Raw genomic sequence first — 16,434 nt, 5'->3', positions numbered from 1 at the left:
TTCTTCAATTTGGATGCTGTCTGAGGCGCTCAATGCGCCTCATCCCAATTCTCCCCAATCCCCGCATCCACAATCAACGGCACCTTCAACTCTGCCGCTGACTCCATACGAGCCTTCACTTCCTTAACTAGATCCTCCACCTGATCCTCTGCCACTTCAAACACCAGTTCATCGTGCACCTGCATGATCATCTTGGCGTCGAAGTCGGTGGTGTCGAGCCAGTCGTGGACCTTGATCATGGCCATCTTGATGATGTCCGCGGCGGTGCCTTGCATGGGGGCGTTGATGGCGGTGCGTTCGGCGGCCTGGCGGCGTTGGCCGTTGCTGCTGCGGATTTCCGGCAGGTAGAGGCGGCGGCCGAACAGGGTTTCCACGTAGCCTTGCTCTGAGGCCTGGGCGCGGGTTTCTTCCATGTAGCGTTTTACGCCCGGGTAGCGTTCGAAGTAGAGGTCGATGTAGTCCTGGGCTTCCTTGCGCGGCAGGCCTAGTTGCTTGGCCAGGCCGAAGGCGCTCATGCCGTAGATCAGGCCGAAGTTGATGGCCTTGGCGTTACGGCGGTCGTTGTCGCTCACCTCGTCCAGGGTCTTGCCCCACACTTCCGCCGCAGTGGCGCGGTGAATATCCAGGCCTTTTTCGAAGGCGTCGGTGAGGCCCTTGTCGCCACTCAGGTGCGCCATGATGCGCAGTTCGATCTGGGAGTAATCGCAGGCGACAATTTTCTTTCCTTTCGGAGCGAGAAACGCCTGGCGAATCTTGCGGCCTTCTTCACTGCGCACCGGAATGTTCTGCAGGTTCGGATCACTGGAAGACAGGCGTCCGGTGGCGGCCACCGCCTGGTGGTAGGAGGTGTGCACGCGGCCGGTGCGTTGGTTGATCAGCTCCGGCAGTTTGTCGGTGTAGGTGTTCTTCAGTTTGGCCACGCCACGGTAATCCATGATCACCTGGGGCAGGGGGTATTCCAGGGCCAGTTCCTGCAGCACTGGTTCGGCGGTGGAGGGCGCGCCTTTCGGCGTCTTTTTGATGACCGGGATTTCCAGCTTTTCGTAGAGAATTTCGCCCAGTTGTTTGGGGCTGGCCAGGTTGAATTCCTGCCCGGCCAGTTCGAAGGCCTGCTCCTGCAGTTCCGCCATGCGCTTGGCCAGGTACTGGCTCTGGTGCTTGAGCAGGGTGGCGTCCACGTAGGTGCCGTTGCGCTCGATGCGGCTGAGCACGGTGACCAGCGGCAGTTCGATGTTCTGGAACACGTCCGGCAGGCGGCCTTCCTTTTCCAGTTTGGGCCACAGGGTCTGGTGCAGGCGCAGGGTCACGTCGGCGTCTTCGGCGGCGTAGCGGCTGGCTTCATGAAGGCCTACCTGGTTGAAGGTGAGCTGCTTGGCGCCTTTGCCGGCAATCTCTTCGAAGCTGATGGTCTTGCGGCCCAGGTATTTCAGGGACAGGGAGTCCATGTCGTGGCGGGTGGCCACGGAATCCAGTACGTAGGATTCCAGCATGGTGTCGTAGGCCACGCCGCGCAGGGTGATGCCCACATCTTCGGCCAGCACGCTCATGTCGTACTTCAGGTTCTGGCCGATTTTCTTTAGCTGTGCGTCTTCCAGCAGGGGTTTGAAGGCGTCCATGACGACTTGCTTGTCGAGCTGGTCCGGGGCGCCGGGGTAGTTGTGGCCGAAGGGGATGTAGGCGGCCTTGTCATCCACGGCCACGCAGAAGCCCACCAGTTCGGCGTTCATGTAGTTGAGGCTGGTGGTTTCGGTGTCGAAGGAAAATTCCCCGGCGCTTTTCAGCTTGTCGATCCACTTGTCCAGCTGAGCCGGGGTGTAGACGATGTCGTAGGCGTCGCGCCCGAAACTGGGGGCGGGTGGAGTATCATCGTCGGCCTCCATCTCGACCTGACCACCGGCGTCTTCGGCGGCGGGGTCTTTGCCGGCCAGCAGTTCACTGAGCCAGCCCTTGAATTCCAGGCTGCGGTAGTACTCGGCCAGTTTCTCGGCGTCCGGGGTTTGCAGTTTCAGGTCGTTGAGGTCGTCGCTGACCTCGCAGTCCAGCTTGATGGTGGCCAGCTGGTAGGAGAGGAAGGCCATCTCCTTGTGTTCTTCCAGCTTTTTGCCCAGGGTCTTGGCGCCCCGGAAGCTCAGCCCGGCGACCTTGTCCAGGTTGTCGTAGACGGTGTCGAGGGAGCCCAGGCCCTGCAGCAGGCCGAGGGCGGTCTTTTCCCCCACCCCGGGTACACCGGGAATGTTGTCCACCTTGTCGCCCATGAGGGCGAGGAAGTCGATGATCAGCTCGGGCCCCACGCCGAACTTTTTCTTCACGCCTTCGATGTCGTAAAGGGCGTCGTTCATGGTGTTGATCAGGGTGACCTTGTCGGTGACCAGCTGGGCCATGTCCTTGTCGCCGGTGGAGATCAGCACCGGTTTGCCCTGCTCGCCGAAGATTCGGGCGTAGGTGCCGATTACGTCGTCGGCTTCGACGCCTTCTTCAATAATCAGCGGCAGGCCCATGGCACGGATCAGGTCGTGCAGGGGCTGGACCTGGGCGCGCAGGTCATCGGGCATGGGCGGGCGATTGGATTTGTAGGCTTCGAACATGTCGTCGCGGAAGGTCTTGCCCTTGGCGTCGAAAATTACCGCCATGTACTCCGGGTCGTAGTCCTTCATCAGTTTGCGCAGCATGGCGGCCACGCCACGCACAGCCCCGGTGGGCTGGCCACTGGAGGTGGTGAGCGGCGGCAGGGCATGAAAGGCGCGGTAAAGGTAGGAGGAACCATCGACCAGGATGATGGGCTTTTCGGCTGCGGACATGGGGTTCGACTTCTGCTGATGACTGAGGGGGAGAGTGTAGCGGAATTGGCGGGTTTCGGCAGGGCGGGGGGCGGCAAGCTTCAAGCTTCAAGCTGCAACGCGGGTTGGGCATCAGTTAACCGGGGAGGCTGTGCCCGCGATTCAGTTTGCCGAACGAAGGGTTTTGGCGCTACGGTCAGGTTCGCGGGCACGGCCTGGCAGCAGGGTATGGCGTTTCTCCGCGTTGTCGCTTGCAGCTTGAAGCTTGTCGCTGTGCGTCGTATCGCACCCACCGCCCACCCGTGGCATACTCAGCGCTCCTTTCGATCAATACGGATGCCATGACCGCGTTTCTGGTCCAGCCCTGCTGCATCATCCTGTCCCAGTGTCCTCGCCGGGGCCGCCGTCCGTATTTTCCTGATCCGCCGTTGTCATTGTCTTTCTGAGCTACCCTGTTCAAGCTAGCGGGCGGGTTGCCGCCCTTACGATGATGACAACGGATTGATCTATGAACCTTGCCTTTGTGGTGATGCTGCCTTTTCTGGGCGCATTTCTGCCGCCATTGGTGGAGCGTTTCACGGGGAACCGAACCCCGTTGGCCTGCGGTGCGGCGTTGTTGCCTGCCACGGCCCTGGCGCTGCTCTATGCGCCTGCCCGACAGGTGTTTGCCGGCGAAACCCTGCACAGCACCCTGAACTGGATCCCCAGCCTGGATCTGTCGCTGGACTTCCGTCTGGATGGCCTGGCATTACTGTTTGCCCTGCTGGTATTAGGCATCGGGCTGCTGGTGATCCTGTATGCCCGCTATTACCTCTCCGCCAAGGAGAAAGCCGGACGCTTTTACGCCTACCTGCTGCTCTTTATGGGTGCCATGCTGGGTGTGGTCACCAGCGACAACCTGCTGTTGCTGGTGGTGTTCTGGGAGCTGACCAGCCTTAGCTCGTTTCTGCTGATCGGTTTCTGGGGGCACCAGACCGGGGCCCGCAAGGGCGCGCGCATGGCCATGACGGTGACCGGCATGGGCGGCCTGGCGTTGCTGGCCGGGGTGCTGTTGATCGGTGGCGTGGTGGGGTCGTTCTCCCTGCAAACGGTGCTGGAAAGCGGTGACCTGATTCGCGCTAGTGAATGGTACCCGTTGATTCTGTGCCTGGTGTTGCTGGGGGTGTTCACCAAGAGCGCCCAGTTCCCGTTCCATTTCTGGCTGCCCCACGCCATGGCGGCACCCACGCCAGTGAGCGCCTACTTACACTCGGCCACCATGGTCAAAGCCGGGGTGTTCCTGATGGCGCGGTTGTACCCGGCGCTGGCCGGCACCGACCTGTGGTTTGAGCTGGTGTCCCTGGCGGGCATGCTGACCTTGCTGTGGGGCGCTTTTGCGGCCCTGTTCCAGCACGATCTCAAGGGGTTGCTGGCGTACTCCACCATTAGCCATCTGGGCCTGATTACCCTGCTGTTTGGTCTGAACAGCGAGATGGCGGCGGTGGCGGCGGTGTTCCACATCATCAACCACGCGACCTTCAAGGCCAGCCTGTTCATGGCAGCGGGGATCATTGATCACGAAACCGGCACCCGCGACATGCGCCGCATCAATGGCCTGTGGAAGTACATGCCCTACACGGCGGTGTTGGCCATGGTGGCCTCGGCGGCCATGGCCGGGGTGCCGTTGCTGAATGGCTTCCTGTCGAAGGAGATGTTCTTTGCCGAAACGCTGGATTCCCACCAGCTGGGGGCCCTGAGCTGGATTCTGCCGGTGGGGGCAACCCTGGGCGGGGTGTTCTCGGTGGCCTACTCGGCGCGCTTTATTCACGATGTGTTCTTTAACGGCGAGCCGGTCAACCTGCCCAAATACCCGCCCCATGAGCCGCCGCGCTACATGAAGGTGCCGGTGGAAATTCTGGTGGCGTTGTGTGTGGCGGTGGGGGTGTTCCCGGCGATCACCGTGGCCGGGCTGCTGGCCGTGGCGGCCACGGCGACGCTGGGCGGTAATCTGCCGGAATATCACCTGTCGATCTGGCACGGTTTTAACCTGCCGTTGCTGATGAGCGTTGTTGCTACCGTGGGTGGGGTGCTGGTTTACACCCAGCGGCGCCGTCTGTTTGCGCTGCGCTCCCGTGTGCCTGATATCGATGCCAAGCTGGTCTTTGAAGGTCAGGTGCAGCGCCTGGGGCGCTGGTCTGCCGCCATTACCCAGCGTTTCCAGAACGGATCGCTACAGAGTTATGTGGCCTGGCTGATTGCTCTGGTGGCAGTGGTGCTGCTGACCCAGCTTGGCAAGCTGCCGGCCCTGAGCCTGGATGTGGCGATGCTGCCCATGGACGGGGTGGCGATCCTCTGCACGGCCATGCTGGTGGCGGGGGCGTTGCTGACCACCATACTGCACCGCCATCGTATGACCTCGATCATGTCATTGAGCGTGGTGGGGCTGATGGTGTCACTGCTGTTTGTGCGTTTTTCGGCGCCGGATCTGGCATTGACCCAGCTGTCGGTGGAAGTGGTGACCATGCTGTTGCTGATGCTTGCCATGTACTTCCTGCCGGTACGCACCAAGGCGGAGTCGTCTTCCATCCGGGTACTGCGCGACATGCTGCTGGCCCTGATTTGCGGGGTGGGCGTGGCGGTCATGGCGTTCCTGGTGATGACCGGCGAAACCAGCACCATCAGTCAGTTTTTCATGGACAACAGCAAGCCCGGAGGCGGCGGTACCAATGTGGTGAACGTGATCCTGGTGGACTTCCGCGGTTTCGATACCTTCGGGGAAATCACCGTGCTGGGGATTGCGGCCATGGGTATTTATGCCCTGCTCAAGGATCTGGAGCTGCGTTCGGCCAAGTACGATTCGCTGGGCCGCCCCTGGGCGAAAGATGCCCACCCACTGATTCTGGTGACGATCTCACGGCCGCTGCTACCGCTGGCCTTGCTGATTGCGGTGTATATCTTCCTGCGGGGGCACAACCTGCCGGGCGGGGGCTTTGTGGCAGGCCTGATCACGTCGGTGGCGCTGGTGCTGCAGTATGTGGCTTCGGGCGTGGCCTGGGTGCATAGCCGTATGCCGGGGGATTACCACCCTGTGGTGGCGTTGGGTGTGCTGCTGGCAGGGCTGACCGGGATCGGTAGCTGGGCCTTTGGCTATCCGTTCCTGACCAGTGATTTTGCTTACATTTACTGGCCGGTGGTGGGCAAGTTCGAGCTGGCCACCGCCATGCTGTTCGATACCGGGGTGTTCCTCACGGTAGTGGGCGCGACGCTGTTGATGCTGGCCAATCTGGGCAAGCTGTCGCTGCTGGATGACAAGAGGGAGGACGCCTGATGGAACTGCTGGTTGCAATCATTATTGGTGTGCTGGTGACCTCCGGGGTGTATTTGTGTCTGCGGGCACGGACCTTCCCGGTGGTCATGGGCCTGACACTGCTCAGCTATGGCGTAAACGTGTTCCTGTTCTCCATGGGTGGCTTGAAGATGGATGAAGTGGCGGTGGTGGGCATGAGCGAGAACCCCACCGACCCCCTGCCCCAGGCGCTGGTGCTGACCGCCATCGTGATCGGGTTTGCCATGACCGCGTTTTTGGTGGTGCTGGCCTTGCGTAGCCAGGGCGAGCACTACACCGACCACGTGGATGGCCGCGATGACGTGCCCGGTCGCAAGGACGAGGGGGGCGAGGCATGAGTCACTGGATTATCGCCCCGGTTCTGATTCCGTGTCTGGCGGGGTTGCTGTTGCTGCTGGAGGTGCGCGAACGCCATCGGCTGCGCCGCTTTACCGGGCTGCTCTCCTGTGCGGCCCTGCTGGCCGTGGGTGTGGTGCTGGTCAATCAGGCCTGGGACGGCGCTTATACCGTTTACAAACTGGGCAACTGGGAAGCGCCGTTCGGCATCGTGTTGGTGCTGGACCGGTTCAGTGCCTTGATGGTGTTGCTCACTGCGGTGCTGGCCTTTCCTGCCTTGCTGTATGCGAGCTGCGGTGATGACCGCAAAGGGGCCAACTTTCACGGGCTGTTTCAGTTCCAGTTGATGGGCATCAATGGTGCCTTTCTCACCGGCGATCTCTTCAACCTGTTTGTGTTCTTCGAGGTGTTGCTGATTGCGTCCTATGGGCTGGCGCTGCATGGCCGTGGCCCGGCGCGGGTGAAGGCAGGCCTGCATTATGTGGTGCTGAATCTGGTGGGCTCTGGCCTGTTCCTGATTGCGCTGGGGCTGATTTATGGCACCACGGGCACCCTGAATATGGCGGATGTGGCGGTAAAAGCCCAGTCTCTGCCGGTGGGAGACACCACCCTGTTCTCGGTGGCGTTGTTATTGCTGTGGGTGGTGTTCGGTCTCAAGGCTGCGCTGTTCCCCTTGTATTTCTGGTTGCCGGCGACATACGCCAATGCCACCCCTGCGGTGGCTGCACTGTTTGCCATCATGACCAAGGTAGGCATCTACGCCATGGTCCGGGTGATGGCGTTGATCGTGGCGCCGATACCGCCCATTGGTCAGCAGGCGTTGTGGTGGCTGGGCTTGATTACCCTGGGGTTGGCTTGCCTGGGAGCGTTGGGGGCCAAGCGTCTGGGGACGGCGGTGGCGTACCTGGTGGTGATGTCGGTGGGCACCCTGATTGCGGCGTTTTCTGCCGGGTATGGGGCGGCGCTGGCGCCGGCCCTGTATTACCTGGTGCACTCCACGCTGATCTGCGGGGCCCTGTTCCTGCTGGCCGGGCTGGTGGCCCGGGGTCGCGGTGAGGTGGGCGATCGCCTGGTGGCGGGCCCGGCTATTCTGGGTGGTGGCCGGCTGTCGCTGTTGTTTTTTGTTGGTGCCATCGCGGTGATTGGTCTGCCACCCCTGTCTGGCTTCATTGGCAAGGTGGGTTTGCTGCGTACCGTACCGGAACCGATCTACTGGGTGCTGCTGCTGGTGGCCGGGCTATGTGGGGTGATTGCCCTGAGTCGTGCCGGGTCCACCTTGTTCTGGCGGACCACGGGGGAAAGCGCAGGCCTGCGGCCATCACGCCGGCGCCTGTTTGCGGTGCTGTGGTTGCTGGCCCTGAGCCCGGCCATGGCCCTGTGGGGTGAAGCCGGGCTGCAATGGGCAGAGGCGGTTGCCGACCAGTTGCGTCAGCCTCATGGGTATGTGCAGGCAGTACTGGGCGGAGGTGCGCAATGAGTCGTTTGCTGGATCGTGTTCTGCCGTTTCCCAGCCTGAGTCTGATCTTGTGGCTGGCGTGGATGCTGCTCAGCGGCTTTACGGCAGGGCATGCCCTGTTGGGGGCGGTGCTGGCGGTGCTGTTGCCGCTGACGACTCGCCCCTTCTGGCCGAATGTACCGCGGATTCGCAACCTGCCACGTATGTTTGGTTTTGTGGTGGTGGTGCTGTACGACATCATCGTGGCCAACGTGTCGGTGGCCATCAAGGTGTTGGGGCCACTCAAGTCGTTGCGTCCTGGCTTTGTGGAGTTTCCCGTCGATCTGGACGATGACTTTGCCATTGCCTTGCTGGCCAGCACCATTTCCCTGACGCCGGGCACCGTGTCGGCCGATGTGAGCCAGGATCGTCAGACCCTGTTGATTCATGCCCTGGATGTGGATGACCCCGATGCGCTGGTGGCGGAGATCAAGCAGCGCTACGAGCGCCCGCTGAAGGAGATTTTCGAATGCTAGAGACAGCCATTTCCCTGGCCATGGGCCTGTTTGTGCTGGCCTGGCTACTGAATCTGGGCCGATTGATTTTCGGTCCATCGTTGCCGGACCGGGTGCTGGCGCTGGATACCATGTATATCAACAGCATTGCTCTTATTGTGCTGTACGGTATCCAGCAGGACAGCAAGCTCTATTTCGAGGCCGCCATGCTGATCGCACTGATCGGTTTTGTCAGCACCGTGGCGGTGGCCAAGTACGTGACCCGCGGCGACATTATTGAGTGAGTCGCGCCGCGGCTTGCAGGAGAAGACAAGATGGACACATTGATTGAGTGGCTGGTTTCTGCCTTCGTGATGATCGGCGGCGTGTTTGCTCTGGTGGGCTCTATTGGCCTGGCACGGCTGCCGGACTTCTACACCCGGCTGCATGGTCCGACCAAAGCCACGACTCTGGGCGTGGGCGGTGCCATTGTGGCGTCGTTGCTGTTTTTCTCATGGCAGGAGCGCGGGCTGCAGCTCCATGAGGTATTGATCACCTTGTTCCTGTTTATTACCGCGCCGGTATCGGCCCATATGTTGGCGAAGGCGGCGATGCATCGGGATCTCAAGCGGATGAAAGGAACGCGCGGTGAGCCCTGGAAGCAGTAGGGGAGCTGCGAGCTGCCCGCTGCCAGTGACGCTACTACGGCGGGCTGCTGAGTTCGATCGTAAAATTTGTAAAAGCTCGGACGGGTTGGAACTTTCGAAAAACCGGGGCGGTCATAAGAAATAGCTACGGATTGGCACCCCCCGATCCCCCAGTACCCTCAGCCGGTTCGTAGCTTATTTGGACTCCCTGATCTCTCCCCAGAGATTAGGGCGGCAAGCCTCCCTGGCAGCGCAGTCGTTCCCTTCCCCCAAGATTGCTGCCAGGGATTTTTTTGCCTGGCGTTTAGGCTGCCAGACAAGAGAAGCGTGTTTGGTTAATCATTAAGCAACTGCTGTGCCACTTTTCCCTGCCTGAAAGAATTGCTTTTTATTCAATGAACTAGCCCCCTCGGGCCGTATTTGCCCGGCGCCTTTATGCACCGAGAGGGGGCCGAGGTGCCATTTCTCGCCAGTTTTGTGACGCAGATCGACAGGATGGAAAAAAGTCTGCAAAAAATACTTTCGGGGGGATGGAACTTTCCGGGAAAGCGGGCATCTTATCTACAGCGACGGGCCGGAACCCCCGATCCCCCAGTACCCTCACCGGTTCGTCGCTAATGTCCCCGGTCTTTTCCCCCAAAAAGACCGGGGCGGCAAGCCTCCCTGGCAGCACAGTCGTTCCCTTCCCCCTAGATTGCTGCCAGGGATTTTTTTTGCCTGGAGAAAAGTCAGGCGCCGCAGACCCAGACCCCAAAATCCCGATTTCACTGTGGGACCGGTGGTTCCACCGCGATTCGCTGCGGAGGGTGTTTCGCGGTCGAACGACCGCTCCTGTGGGATTGGCGTCAGGCCTCGGGCGTCACAGGCTGATCGGCTCCGAACCCCTCCACCTCCAGCCATTCACCCAGCTTGTTCCAGGCGTCTTCGCAGCCTGTACCATTGGTGGCCGAGAACAATTGCAGGCTCAACGGGGCGGGGTGGTTCTTGAGCTGGCTCTTGACCTTGAGCAGGGTGCTCTTGGCGGCACCGAATTTCAGCTTGTCGGCCTTGGTCATGAGAATGTGCAGAGGCATGTTGGCCTGGGCAGACCATTCCAGCATCAGCAGATCGAAGTCCTTGAGCGGATGGCGGATGTCCATCATCAAGACCAGGCCAATCAGCGCCTGGCGTTCAGCCAGGTAATGATCCAGGTGTTGTTGCCACTCGTTGCGCTTGGTCTTGGCGACTTTGGCGTAGCCGTATCCGGGCAGGTCAACCAGCCGGCGGGTGTCATCCAGCTCAAAGAAGTTGATTAGCTGGGTACGGCCCGGGGTCTTGGAAGTTCTGGCCAGGGTGCGCTGGCTGGTCAGACGGTTGATGGCGCTGGATTTGCCGGCATTGGAGCGGCCGGCAAAGGCCACTTCCCGGCCTTCATCCGCCGGGCACTGATCCAGGCGCTGGGCGCTTTGCAGAAAGCGGGCCTGATGCAGCAGGGTTTCCACGGGGTGCTGTGCCATTCTGGGCCTCTATTGTTTATCCTTACCATTCACATGGAATATGACGGGACCTGCAAGACTGGTATATAATCCCGGCGCCGGTCTCGGTCAGGGTGAGACCGCGGACGTTCTACAAGGGTTTGCCCGGAAAGGCAAACCCACTTCGCCAGCGGTGATGCCAGCTTAGCAGAGGACACGATATGAAGGGTTGGGTAGCAGGTTTAGCAATGGTTCTGACCGTGGGGGCTGCACATGCAGCAACGGTTGAGGAACGTTACGCCAGTAGCTGCACTTTCTGTCATTCCAACGGCGCCGCCGGTGCGCCAAAATCCCACGATGAAGCTGCCTGGAAGCCCCGCCTGGAAAAAGGCATGGACACCATGGTGAAGCACGCCAGAGAAGGGTTTAACGCCATGCCGCCCAAAGGCATGTGCAACGACTGTAGCGATGAAGAATACCGTGCTCTGATCGAGTACATGTCAAAAGCCAAATAAGACGCTGTTGTTTAAGGATAGGCCATGAAGTTTGCAAAACTGTTCGTGCTGCTGGCTGCTGCTGTGGTAGCCACCCCGGCCATGGCGGCCGGTGATGCTGAAGCCGGTGAAGCCAAAGCGGCCCCGTGTGCGGCTTGCCACGGTCAGGGCGGTAACGCCACGATCGCCATGTACCCGAAACTGGCTGGGCAGGGCGAAGCCTACCTGGTCAAGCAGCTGCAGGATTTCAAGTCCGGTGCACGTGACAATGCCATCATGGCGGGTCAGGTAGCAGGCATGAGTGAGCAGGACATGCAGGACATCGCGGCCTATTACGCAGCCCAGGAAGCGGAAGCCGGTCAGGCCAATCCGGACCTGGTCGAGCTGGGCGAGCGGCTCTACCGTGGCGGTGACGCAGGCAATAATCTTCCCGCCTGTTCCGGCTGTCATGGCCCGGCAGGCCAGGGCATTGATGCGGCCCAGTACCCGCACCTGGCAGGTCAGAATGCCCAGTACGTGGAAGACCAGCTCAAGGCGTTCCGTGCCGCGGGCCGTAATGATCTGGGTGATAACCTGATCAAGCGCACCAACGATGCTAGCGGCGAAGAGCCGGGTATGATGCAGACTATCGCGGCAGAAATGAGCGATACCCAGATCAAGGCCGTGGCCAGCTTTATTTCCGGGCTGTCCAAGTAAGGCTATCCGGTTACGGTTTGTAGAAAAGGCAGCCTTCGGGCTGCCTTTTTTGTGGCTAACGTGAAAAGATACCGGGGCGTATCCGAACAACGCCTTACCTGATCGGTAGAAAAGGCGTTATTACGGTGCGTTTCAGGATAAAAAATGCCTGCCGGTGGTCACACTACCGGACATTAACAAAAAGGAGAGGATGAATGCTTCGCTTTGTGACGGCTTTGCTGCTGACGTTGGGACTGGTTACTGCGGCCTCTGCCGCTGATGATCATGCCCGTTTCGCCGTGGATACCCACTACAAGATCCTGGATGTGCCCGGGAGCGTGGATGACCCCAGCAAGGTAGAAGTGCGGGAGTTTTTCTCCTACGGCTGCCCCCACTGTTACTCCCTGGAGCCGGCAGTAGATGCCTGGTTGGAGGAAAAGCCGGACTATATCGACTATGTTCGCACTCCGGTTCTTTTCCTGCGTAACGCCGAGCCGCTGGCTCGTGCCTATTATGTGGAAGAGGCCATGGGGCTGGTAGACCAGATCCACGCGCCGCTGTTTGATGCGATTCACAAGCACCGCGAGCCCTTGTTCAGCGAGCCAGCACTGGCCAACTTTTTCCGTAAGTACGGTGTAGAGCCAGAGCAGTTCAACAAGCTGTACAGCTCGTTCGGGGTGTCCACCAAGATCCGTCAGGCGGACGCCCTGACCCGCACCTACAAGATTCCTGGTGTGCCGAACTTTGTGGTGAACGGCAAGTACCTGATCCTGCGCCAGAACCTGAAAGACAATAATGAGCTGTTCCAGGTCATCGAATATCTGGCCAACAAGGAAAAGAACGGCGGTTGATCCATGCTGCTGGATAAGGCTCGCACCGCGTACCGTGACTGGAAAGCCCGCCCTGCGGGCTTTTCCTTCGTTCGGGAGGGCGCTCGCAAGACGCGCCAGACCCGTGAAGTGCGATTACCCGATAATCGCCTGAAGTTGCTCAGCTTCAACATTCAGGCCGGCATCGGTAGCCAGAAGTTCGGTGACTACATCACTGGCAGCTGGAAGCATCTTGTTGCGCACCCGCGCAGTATCGAGACCATCGAACAGATTGCCGGGGTGCTTAGCCACTTTGACGTGGTGGGCCTGCAGGAAGTGGATGGTGGCAGCTTGCGTTCGCGTAACATGAACCAGCTGGTGCATCTGGCCTCCATGGGCGATTTTGCGTTCTGGCATCAGCAGCTCAATCGTAATCTTGGCCGCCTCGGCCAGTTCAGCAACGGCTTTCTGAGCCGTTTGCAGCCCTTCGAAGTCACCGATCACCGTTTGCCTGGCTTGCCCGGGCGGGGTGCCATCGTGATCAAGTATGGTCACCCCATCCAGCCGTTGGTGGTGGTGGTGGCGCATCTGGCGCTGGGAGAGAAGGTGCGTAATACCCAGCTGGCTTACCTGAAACGGATGCTGCGCGACTATAAGTATGTGGTGATGATGGGCGACTTTAACTGCCGCCTTGAGCACCTGTATGCATCACCATTGGCAGAGCTGGGACTGGTTACCGTGGAAGCGGACAACCTCAACACCTATCCCAGTTGGGCACCGGACCGCCACATCGACCATATCCTCTTGTCTCCGGGTCTGGAGAGCCAGCACACACGGGTACTGGAAGACTGCCGACTCTCGGATCACCTGCCACTGGCCACCGAAATCATTGTGCCTGACGAGGTGATTGCCGCGACCCGGGAACACCGGCTGCCGCTGATCAGTTAACAGTGAATAGTTGCGCGTTAGCGCATTGGGCTTACTCAACGGCCTGAGGCCGCGCACCACTGGTTAAGCGAGTGCCGGCGCCTGAAAACCGGGTGTCGTTTTCGCTGTTCACTATTCACTGTTAACTGTTCACTCTTCCAGAGCGCTGGATAGCCCCCCAAACAGCCAGCAAAATGCCATGACAGCGTCATTTGAAAGCGTCAGGCTATCCTCATGACCCTCAATCGTTTGATCATCGTTGCCCTGCTTCTGCTGCCCGCGTTTGGGGCCCTGGCGGATTGCCCGCGCGTGCCGGGTGAAGAGGATGATCGCCGTGCCAATGCAGGTTGTCTGATTGTTCAGGACGACAAGGTGTTGCTGATTACACATCGCTGGGGCGGCAAGCTGGGTGTGCCGGGCGGGACGCTGGAGGCCGGTGAACTGGCACAGTGCACCGCTTATCGGGAAACCCGTGAAGAGACAGGGATTGAGGTGGTGGTCGGGCCGCGTGTACAGGTGATGAAGAACGGTTTTCATCTTTATCGTTGTTATCCCGCAGATGCGCAGACTGTCAACGCTCCTCTCCCTGTGCCGGAGTCATCACGGCTGGAGGTAAGCGCCATGGGGTGGTATTCCCCGGCGCAATTACGCAAGGATGATTGGCGCTTTCCCTACCAGTTCGAACTTTTCCTCAATGTGCTCGACGAACAGCTGTCGCTGCCTCCTTCCCCCTGATTCTGTTAGCGGTTTAAGGCCGGTACTGCAGTGCATACCCCATATGGGTGATGCGCACGGTATATGACTCCCTTCTAATGATTGGGCAACGTCAATCGGGGTGATTGGAGATATCACACATGAAGGGAACATTCAGAATCGCCAGCCTGGCGATGGCTATTGCCATCGCCGGATGCGGCGGCGGTGGAGGCAGCAGTGGCGATGCCTCGTCGACGCCGTCTGCAAAGTCCAGCGTGGACGGTGCCGTGACCAAGGGGCCTGTCGCTGGCGCAACACTTTACCTCTACAGCATGGATGCCACAGGCAACAAGACCGGGGACGCGGTCGCCGGTCCGATCACCACCGCGGCGGATGGCAGCTGGTCCGTGACGATTCCGGACTCGGTGGCTCGCCCACTGTTGATCGAGGCGTCAGGAGGCACCTATGAGGATGAAGCCACAGGCGCCACCGTCAATGCGGGTAGTTTGAACTCGTTCCTCCCCGCAGGGGCGGAGACTGCAGCGGTAACGCCGGTGAGCGAATTGCTGGTGCGGGCCGCCCGTGAGCACCTGGCGGCCAACGCGGAAGCAACCCTGGATGATGGCGTCAACGCAGGTCGTGATGTGCTTGACGACGTGTTGGGGGTGTCTTTCGATCCGCTGACTACCGTTCCTGCAACCAGCGGCGATGATGCCGCCGCCAAGCAGTACGCTGCGGTGCTGGGAGGGCTCTCTACCCAGGCGAACACCCTGAGCGGCTCTACCGACCCGTTTGAAACCGTGATCGCGCTCATTGAGGATGCCTCCGATGGCGTCGTGGATGGCAAGAAGGACGGGAGCAATATCACCATCGGTGACAATGCCGGGACCCTGCCAGATACCAGCAGCAGTGATCTGGTGGATGCGATCAACGACTACGCGTCCGAGAATGAAGAGCTTGGTGTCGCTAGCTACACGCTGTCCGCTGCAGCCGGTAGCAACGGTAGCGTGTCGCCGGCGTCGGTGTCGGTGTTGGGCGGTGCCACGGTCGACTTCACCATTACACCGGACACCGGTTACAGCATTGATACGGTGACAGGTTGTGACGGGGACCTGGAGGGCGGGATCTTTACCACCGATGCCATCGAGGCCACCTGTAGTCTGTCTGTATCGTTTGTCATTAATGAATACGAAGTGAGCACAGCTTCGGTGACGGGTGGCGCGGTGCTGCCCGGTTCGGCGCTGGTGGATCACGGTGACAGCACCGAGTTCGAGATCAGTATCGATGAAGGCTATGACCTGCTGGGCGTAGAGGGGTGTGGGGGTTCGCTTGAAGGGACCACCTACACAACGGGGGCGATCACGGCAGCCTGTACTCTCACCCCGAGCTTTGCCCTGAAACAATATGCGGTAACGACCAATGTCGTGGGTGAAGGGAGTTTTGATCCTGATTCGCTGACGGTAGGCCATGGCCAGAATGGTTCGCTGACACTGACTGCGATGATGGGCTACCAGGTGGACTCGGTGGCTGGGGATACCTGTGAGGTTGCTGCTACCGGCCAGAATGGTGGCTACACCGTTGGCCCGGTGACTGAAGCCTGTCAGGTAGAAGCGGTACTGAGTCTGATGAGCTATACCGTGACTGCCCAAGTCACGGGCAATGGCACCGCCTCGCAATCCAGTGCAACGGTTGAGCATGGTAGTTCGGCCAGCTTTACGCTGACGCCTGACGAAGGGCACCAGATTGGCGCCGTTGGTGGCACCTGTGGCGGCAGCCTGGAAGGCAGCACTTACACCACTGCGGGCATCACAGGCAATTGTTCCGTGGCAGTGACTTTCGATCCGCTGCAATACCAGGTAACCACGATCGCAGCCAATGGCAGCTTCTCGCCAGCCAACCCCATGGTTAACCACGGCGATAGCCAGGTATTCACGGTGACCGCAGATGAAGGCTATCAGCTGACCGGTGTGACCGGTTGTGGGGGGACGCTTGAGGGCAACACCTTTACCACATCCACCATTACTGCTGCCTGTTCAGTGGAAGCGACCTTCGAAGAGAAGACTTACACCGTTACCGCCACGGTACAGGGTGACAACGGGATGATTTCCGGCGAGAACCTGGAGGGTGTGGGGCACGGCGATGTCAGGGAGCTGACGGTCACCCCGAGTGAAGGCTATGAGGTCAATACCATCAGTGGCTGTGGCGGCTCCCTGAATGTGGACGGCACAACCTATACCACCGGTGAGATTGTTGCGGACTGTGAGGTGGTGGTGAGTTTTGTGGAAGACGGTTCGGGCCCAACCGGCGCGTTCTGGAACGAATTTAACTGGGATCAAGCCAACTGGCAGTGAGGCCATTGGTTAAAGGA

At 60.0% G+C, this 16,434-nt stretch carries 14 protein-coding genes; 12 read left to right on the top strand and 2 right to left on the bottom strand.

Going from position 1 to position 16,434, the window contains the following annotated elements:
* Positions 1 to 29: 29 nt before the first annotated feature.
* Positions 30 to 2,798: a DNA polymerase I gene (gene polA, locus Q672_RS26635; protein ID WP_022985537.1), complete on the bottom strand. Its 2,769-nt coding sequence runs from the start codon at positions 2,796 to 2,798 to the stop codon at positions 30 to 32.
* A 487-nt stretch (positions 2,799 to 3,285) separates the two neighbouring features.
* Between polA and Q672_RS26630 the strand changes: the two genes are divergently transcribed.
* From Q672_RS26630 to Q672_RS26605, 6 genes are read left to right on the top strand one after another with little or no spacing between them, the layout of a single operon-like run.
* A complete protein-coding gene (locus Q672_RS26630; RefSeq protein WP_022985535.1) occupies positions 3,286 to 6,084 on the top strand; it encodes a monovalent cation/H+ antiporter subunit A in 2,799 nt (932 codons plus the stop codon).
* Positions 6,084 to 6,440, top strand: a complete 357-nt coding sequence (locus tag Q672_RS26625) for a Na+/H+ antiporter subunit C (RefSeq protein WP_022985534.1) — start codon at positions 6,084 to 6,086, stop codon at positions 6,438 to 6,440. Before Q672_RS26630 ends, Q672_RS26625 begins: the two co-directional genes overlap by 1 nt.
* Positions 6,437 to 7,915, top strand: coding sequence for a monovalent cation/H+ antiporter subunit D (locus Q672_RS26620; protein ID WP_022985533.1), 1,479 nt, complete (start codon positions 6,437 to 6,439; stop codon positions 7,913 to 7,915). The genes Q672_RS26625 and Q672_RS26620 overlap by 4 nt, the downstream gene beginning before the upstream one ends.
* A complete protein-coding gene (locus Q672_RS26615) occupies positions 7,912 to 8,409 on the top strand; it encodes a Na+/H+ antiporter subunit E (RefSeq protein WP_022985532.1) in 498 nt (165 codons plus the stop codon). The genes Q672_RS26620 and Q672_RS26615 overlap by 4 nt, the downstream gene beginning before the upstream one ends.
* On the top strand, positions 8,403 to 8,672 hold the full coding sequence (locus tag Q672_RS26610) for a K+/H+ antiporter subunit F (protein ID WP_022985531.1): 270 nt from the start codon (positions 8,403 to 8,405) through the stop codon (positions 8,670 to 8,672). The genes Q672_RS26615 and Q672_RS26610 overlap by 7 nt, the downstream gene beginning before the upstream one ends.
* Positions 8,673 to 8,702: 30 nt before the next feature.
* Entirely contained in the window at positions 8,703 to 9,035 is a 333-nt protein-coding gene (locus Q672_RS26605; protein ID WP_022985530.1) for a Na+/H+ antiporter subunit G, read from the top strand.
* A gap of 824 nt (positions 9,036 to 9,859) precedes the next feature.
* Here the strand turns inward: Q672_RS26605 and yihA are convergent.
* Complete coding sequence (gene yihA / locus Q672_RS26600; protein WP_022985529.1) at positions 9,860 to 10,510, bottom strand: ribosome biogenesis GTP-binding protein YihA/YsxC; 651 nt, start codon at positions 10,508 to 10,510, stop codon at positions 9,860 to 9,862.
* Positions 10,511 to 10,716: 206 nt separating this feature from the next.
* On the opposite strand from yihA, the gene Q672_RS26595 reads away from it, so the two are divergent.
* From Q672_RS26595 to Q672_RS26575, 6 genes are all read left to right on the top strand, one after another.
* A complete protein-coding gene (locus Q672_RS26595; RefSeq protein ID WP_022985528.1) occupies positions 10,717 to 10,983 on the top strand; it encodes a c-type cytochrome in 267 nt (88 codons plus the stop codon).
* A 24-nt stretch (positions 10,984 to 11,007) separates the two neighbouring features.
* Positions 11,008 to 11,658 (top strand): c-type cytochrome, encoded by a 651-nt coding sequence (locus tag Q672_RS26590; RefSeq protein ID WP_022985527.1) that lies wholly within the window; start codon positions 11,008 to 11,010, stop codon positions 11,656 to 11,658.
* Between the two features lie 194 nt (positions 11,659 to 11,852).
* Entirely contained in the window at positions 11,853 to 12,488 is a 636-nt protein-coding gene (locus Q672_RS26585) for a thiol:disulfide interchange protein DsbA/DsbL (protein WP_022985526.1), read from the top strand.
* A gap of 3 nt (positions 12,489 to 12,491) precedes the next feature.
* On the top strand, positions 12,492 to 13,394 hold the full coding sequence (locus Q672_RS26580; protein ID WP_022985525.1) for an endonuclease/exonuclease/phosphatase family protein: 903 nt from the start codon (positions 12,492 to 12,494) through the stop codon (positions 13,392 to 13,394).
* 213 nt (positions 13,395 to 13,607) lie between these two features.
* Positions 13,608 to 14,108: an NUDIX hydrolase gene (locus tag Q672_RS33805; RefSeq protein WP_022985524.1), complete on the top strand. Its 501-nt coding sequence runs from the start codon at positions 13,608 to 13,610 to the stop codon at positions 14,106 to 14,108.
* 119 nt (positions 14,109 to 14,227) lie between these two features.
* Positions 14,228 to 16,417 (top strand): InlB B-repeat-containing protein, encoded by a 2,190-nt coding sequence (locus Q672_RS26575; RefSeq protein WP_022985523.1) that lies wholly within the window; start codon positions 14,228 to 14,230, stop codon positions 16,415 to 16,417.
* Positions 16,418 to 16,434 lie beyond the last annotated feature (17 nt).

This window comes from Alcanivorax sp. P2S70 (assembly GCF_000475295.1).
GTDB classification, from domain to species: Bacteria; Pseudomonadota; Gammaproteobacteria; order Pseudomonadales; family Alcanivoracaceae; genus Alcanivorax; species Alcanivorax profundi.
Note: the sequence above shows the minus strand (reverse complement) of the source record. Positions and strands in the feature narration are given on the sequence as shown.

Coding starts and splice junctions, on each gene's coding strand:
- polA (WP_022985537.1), bottom strand. CDS start 2,798: ATGTCCGCAGCCGAAAAGCCCATCATCCTGGTCGATGGTTCCTCCTAC.
- Q672_RS26630 (WP_022985535.1), top strand. CDS start 3,286: ATGAACCTTGCCTTTGTGGTGATGCTGCCTTTTCTGGGCGCATTTCTG.
- Q672_RS26625 (WP_022985534.1), top strand. CDS start 6,084: ATGGAACTGCTGGTTGCAATCATTATTGGTGTGCTGGTGACCTCCGGG.
- Q672_RS26620 (WP_022985533.1), top strand. CDS start 6,437: ATGAGTCACTGGATTATCGCCCCGGTTCTGATTCCGTGTCTGGCGGGG.
- Q672_RS26615 (WP_022985532.1), top strand. CDS start 7,912: ATGAGTCGTTTGCTGGATCGTGTTCTGCCGTTTCCCAGCCTGAGTCTG.
- Q672_RS26610 (WP_022985531.1), top strand. CDS start 8,403: ATGCTAGAGACAGCCATTTCCCTGGCCATGGGCCTGTTTGTGCTGGCC.
- Q672_RS26605 (WP_022985530.1), top strand. CDS start 8,703: ATGGACACATTGATTGAGTGGCTGGTTTCTGCCTTCGTGATGATCGGC.
- yihA (WP_022985529.1), bottom strand. CDS start 10,510: ATGGCACAGCACCCCGTGGAAACCCTGCTGCATCAGGCCCGCTTTCTG.
- Q672_RS26595 (WP_022985528.1), top strand. CDS start 10,717: ATGGTTCTGACCGTGGGGGCTGCACATGCAGCAACGGTTGAGGAACGT.
- Q672_RS26590 (WP_022985527.1), top strand. CDS start 11,008: ATGAAGTTTGCAAAACTGTTCGTGCTGCTGGCTGCTGCTGTGGTAGCC.
- Q672_RS26585 (WP_022985526.1), top strand. CDS start 11,853: ATGCTTCGCTTTGTGACGGCTTTGCTGCTGACGTTGGGACTGGTTACT.
- Q672_RS26580 (WP_022985525.1), top strand. CDS start 12,492: ATGCTGCTGGATAAGGCTCGCACCGCGTACCGTGACTGGAAAGCCCGC.
- Q672_RS33805 (WP_022985524.1), top strand. CDS start 13,608: ATGACCCTCAATCGTTTGATCATCGTTGCCCTGCTTCTGCTGCCCGCG.
- Q672_RS26575 (WP_022985523.1), top strand. CDS start 14,228: ATGAAGGGAACATTCAGAATCGCCAGCCTGGCGATGGCTATTGCCATC.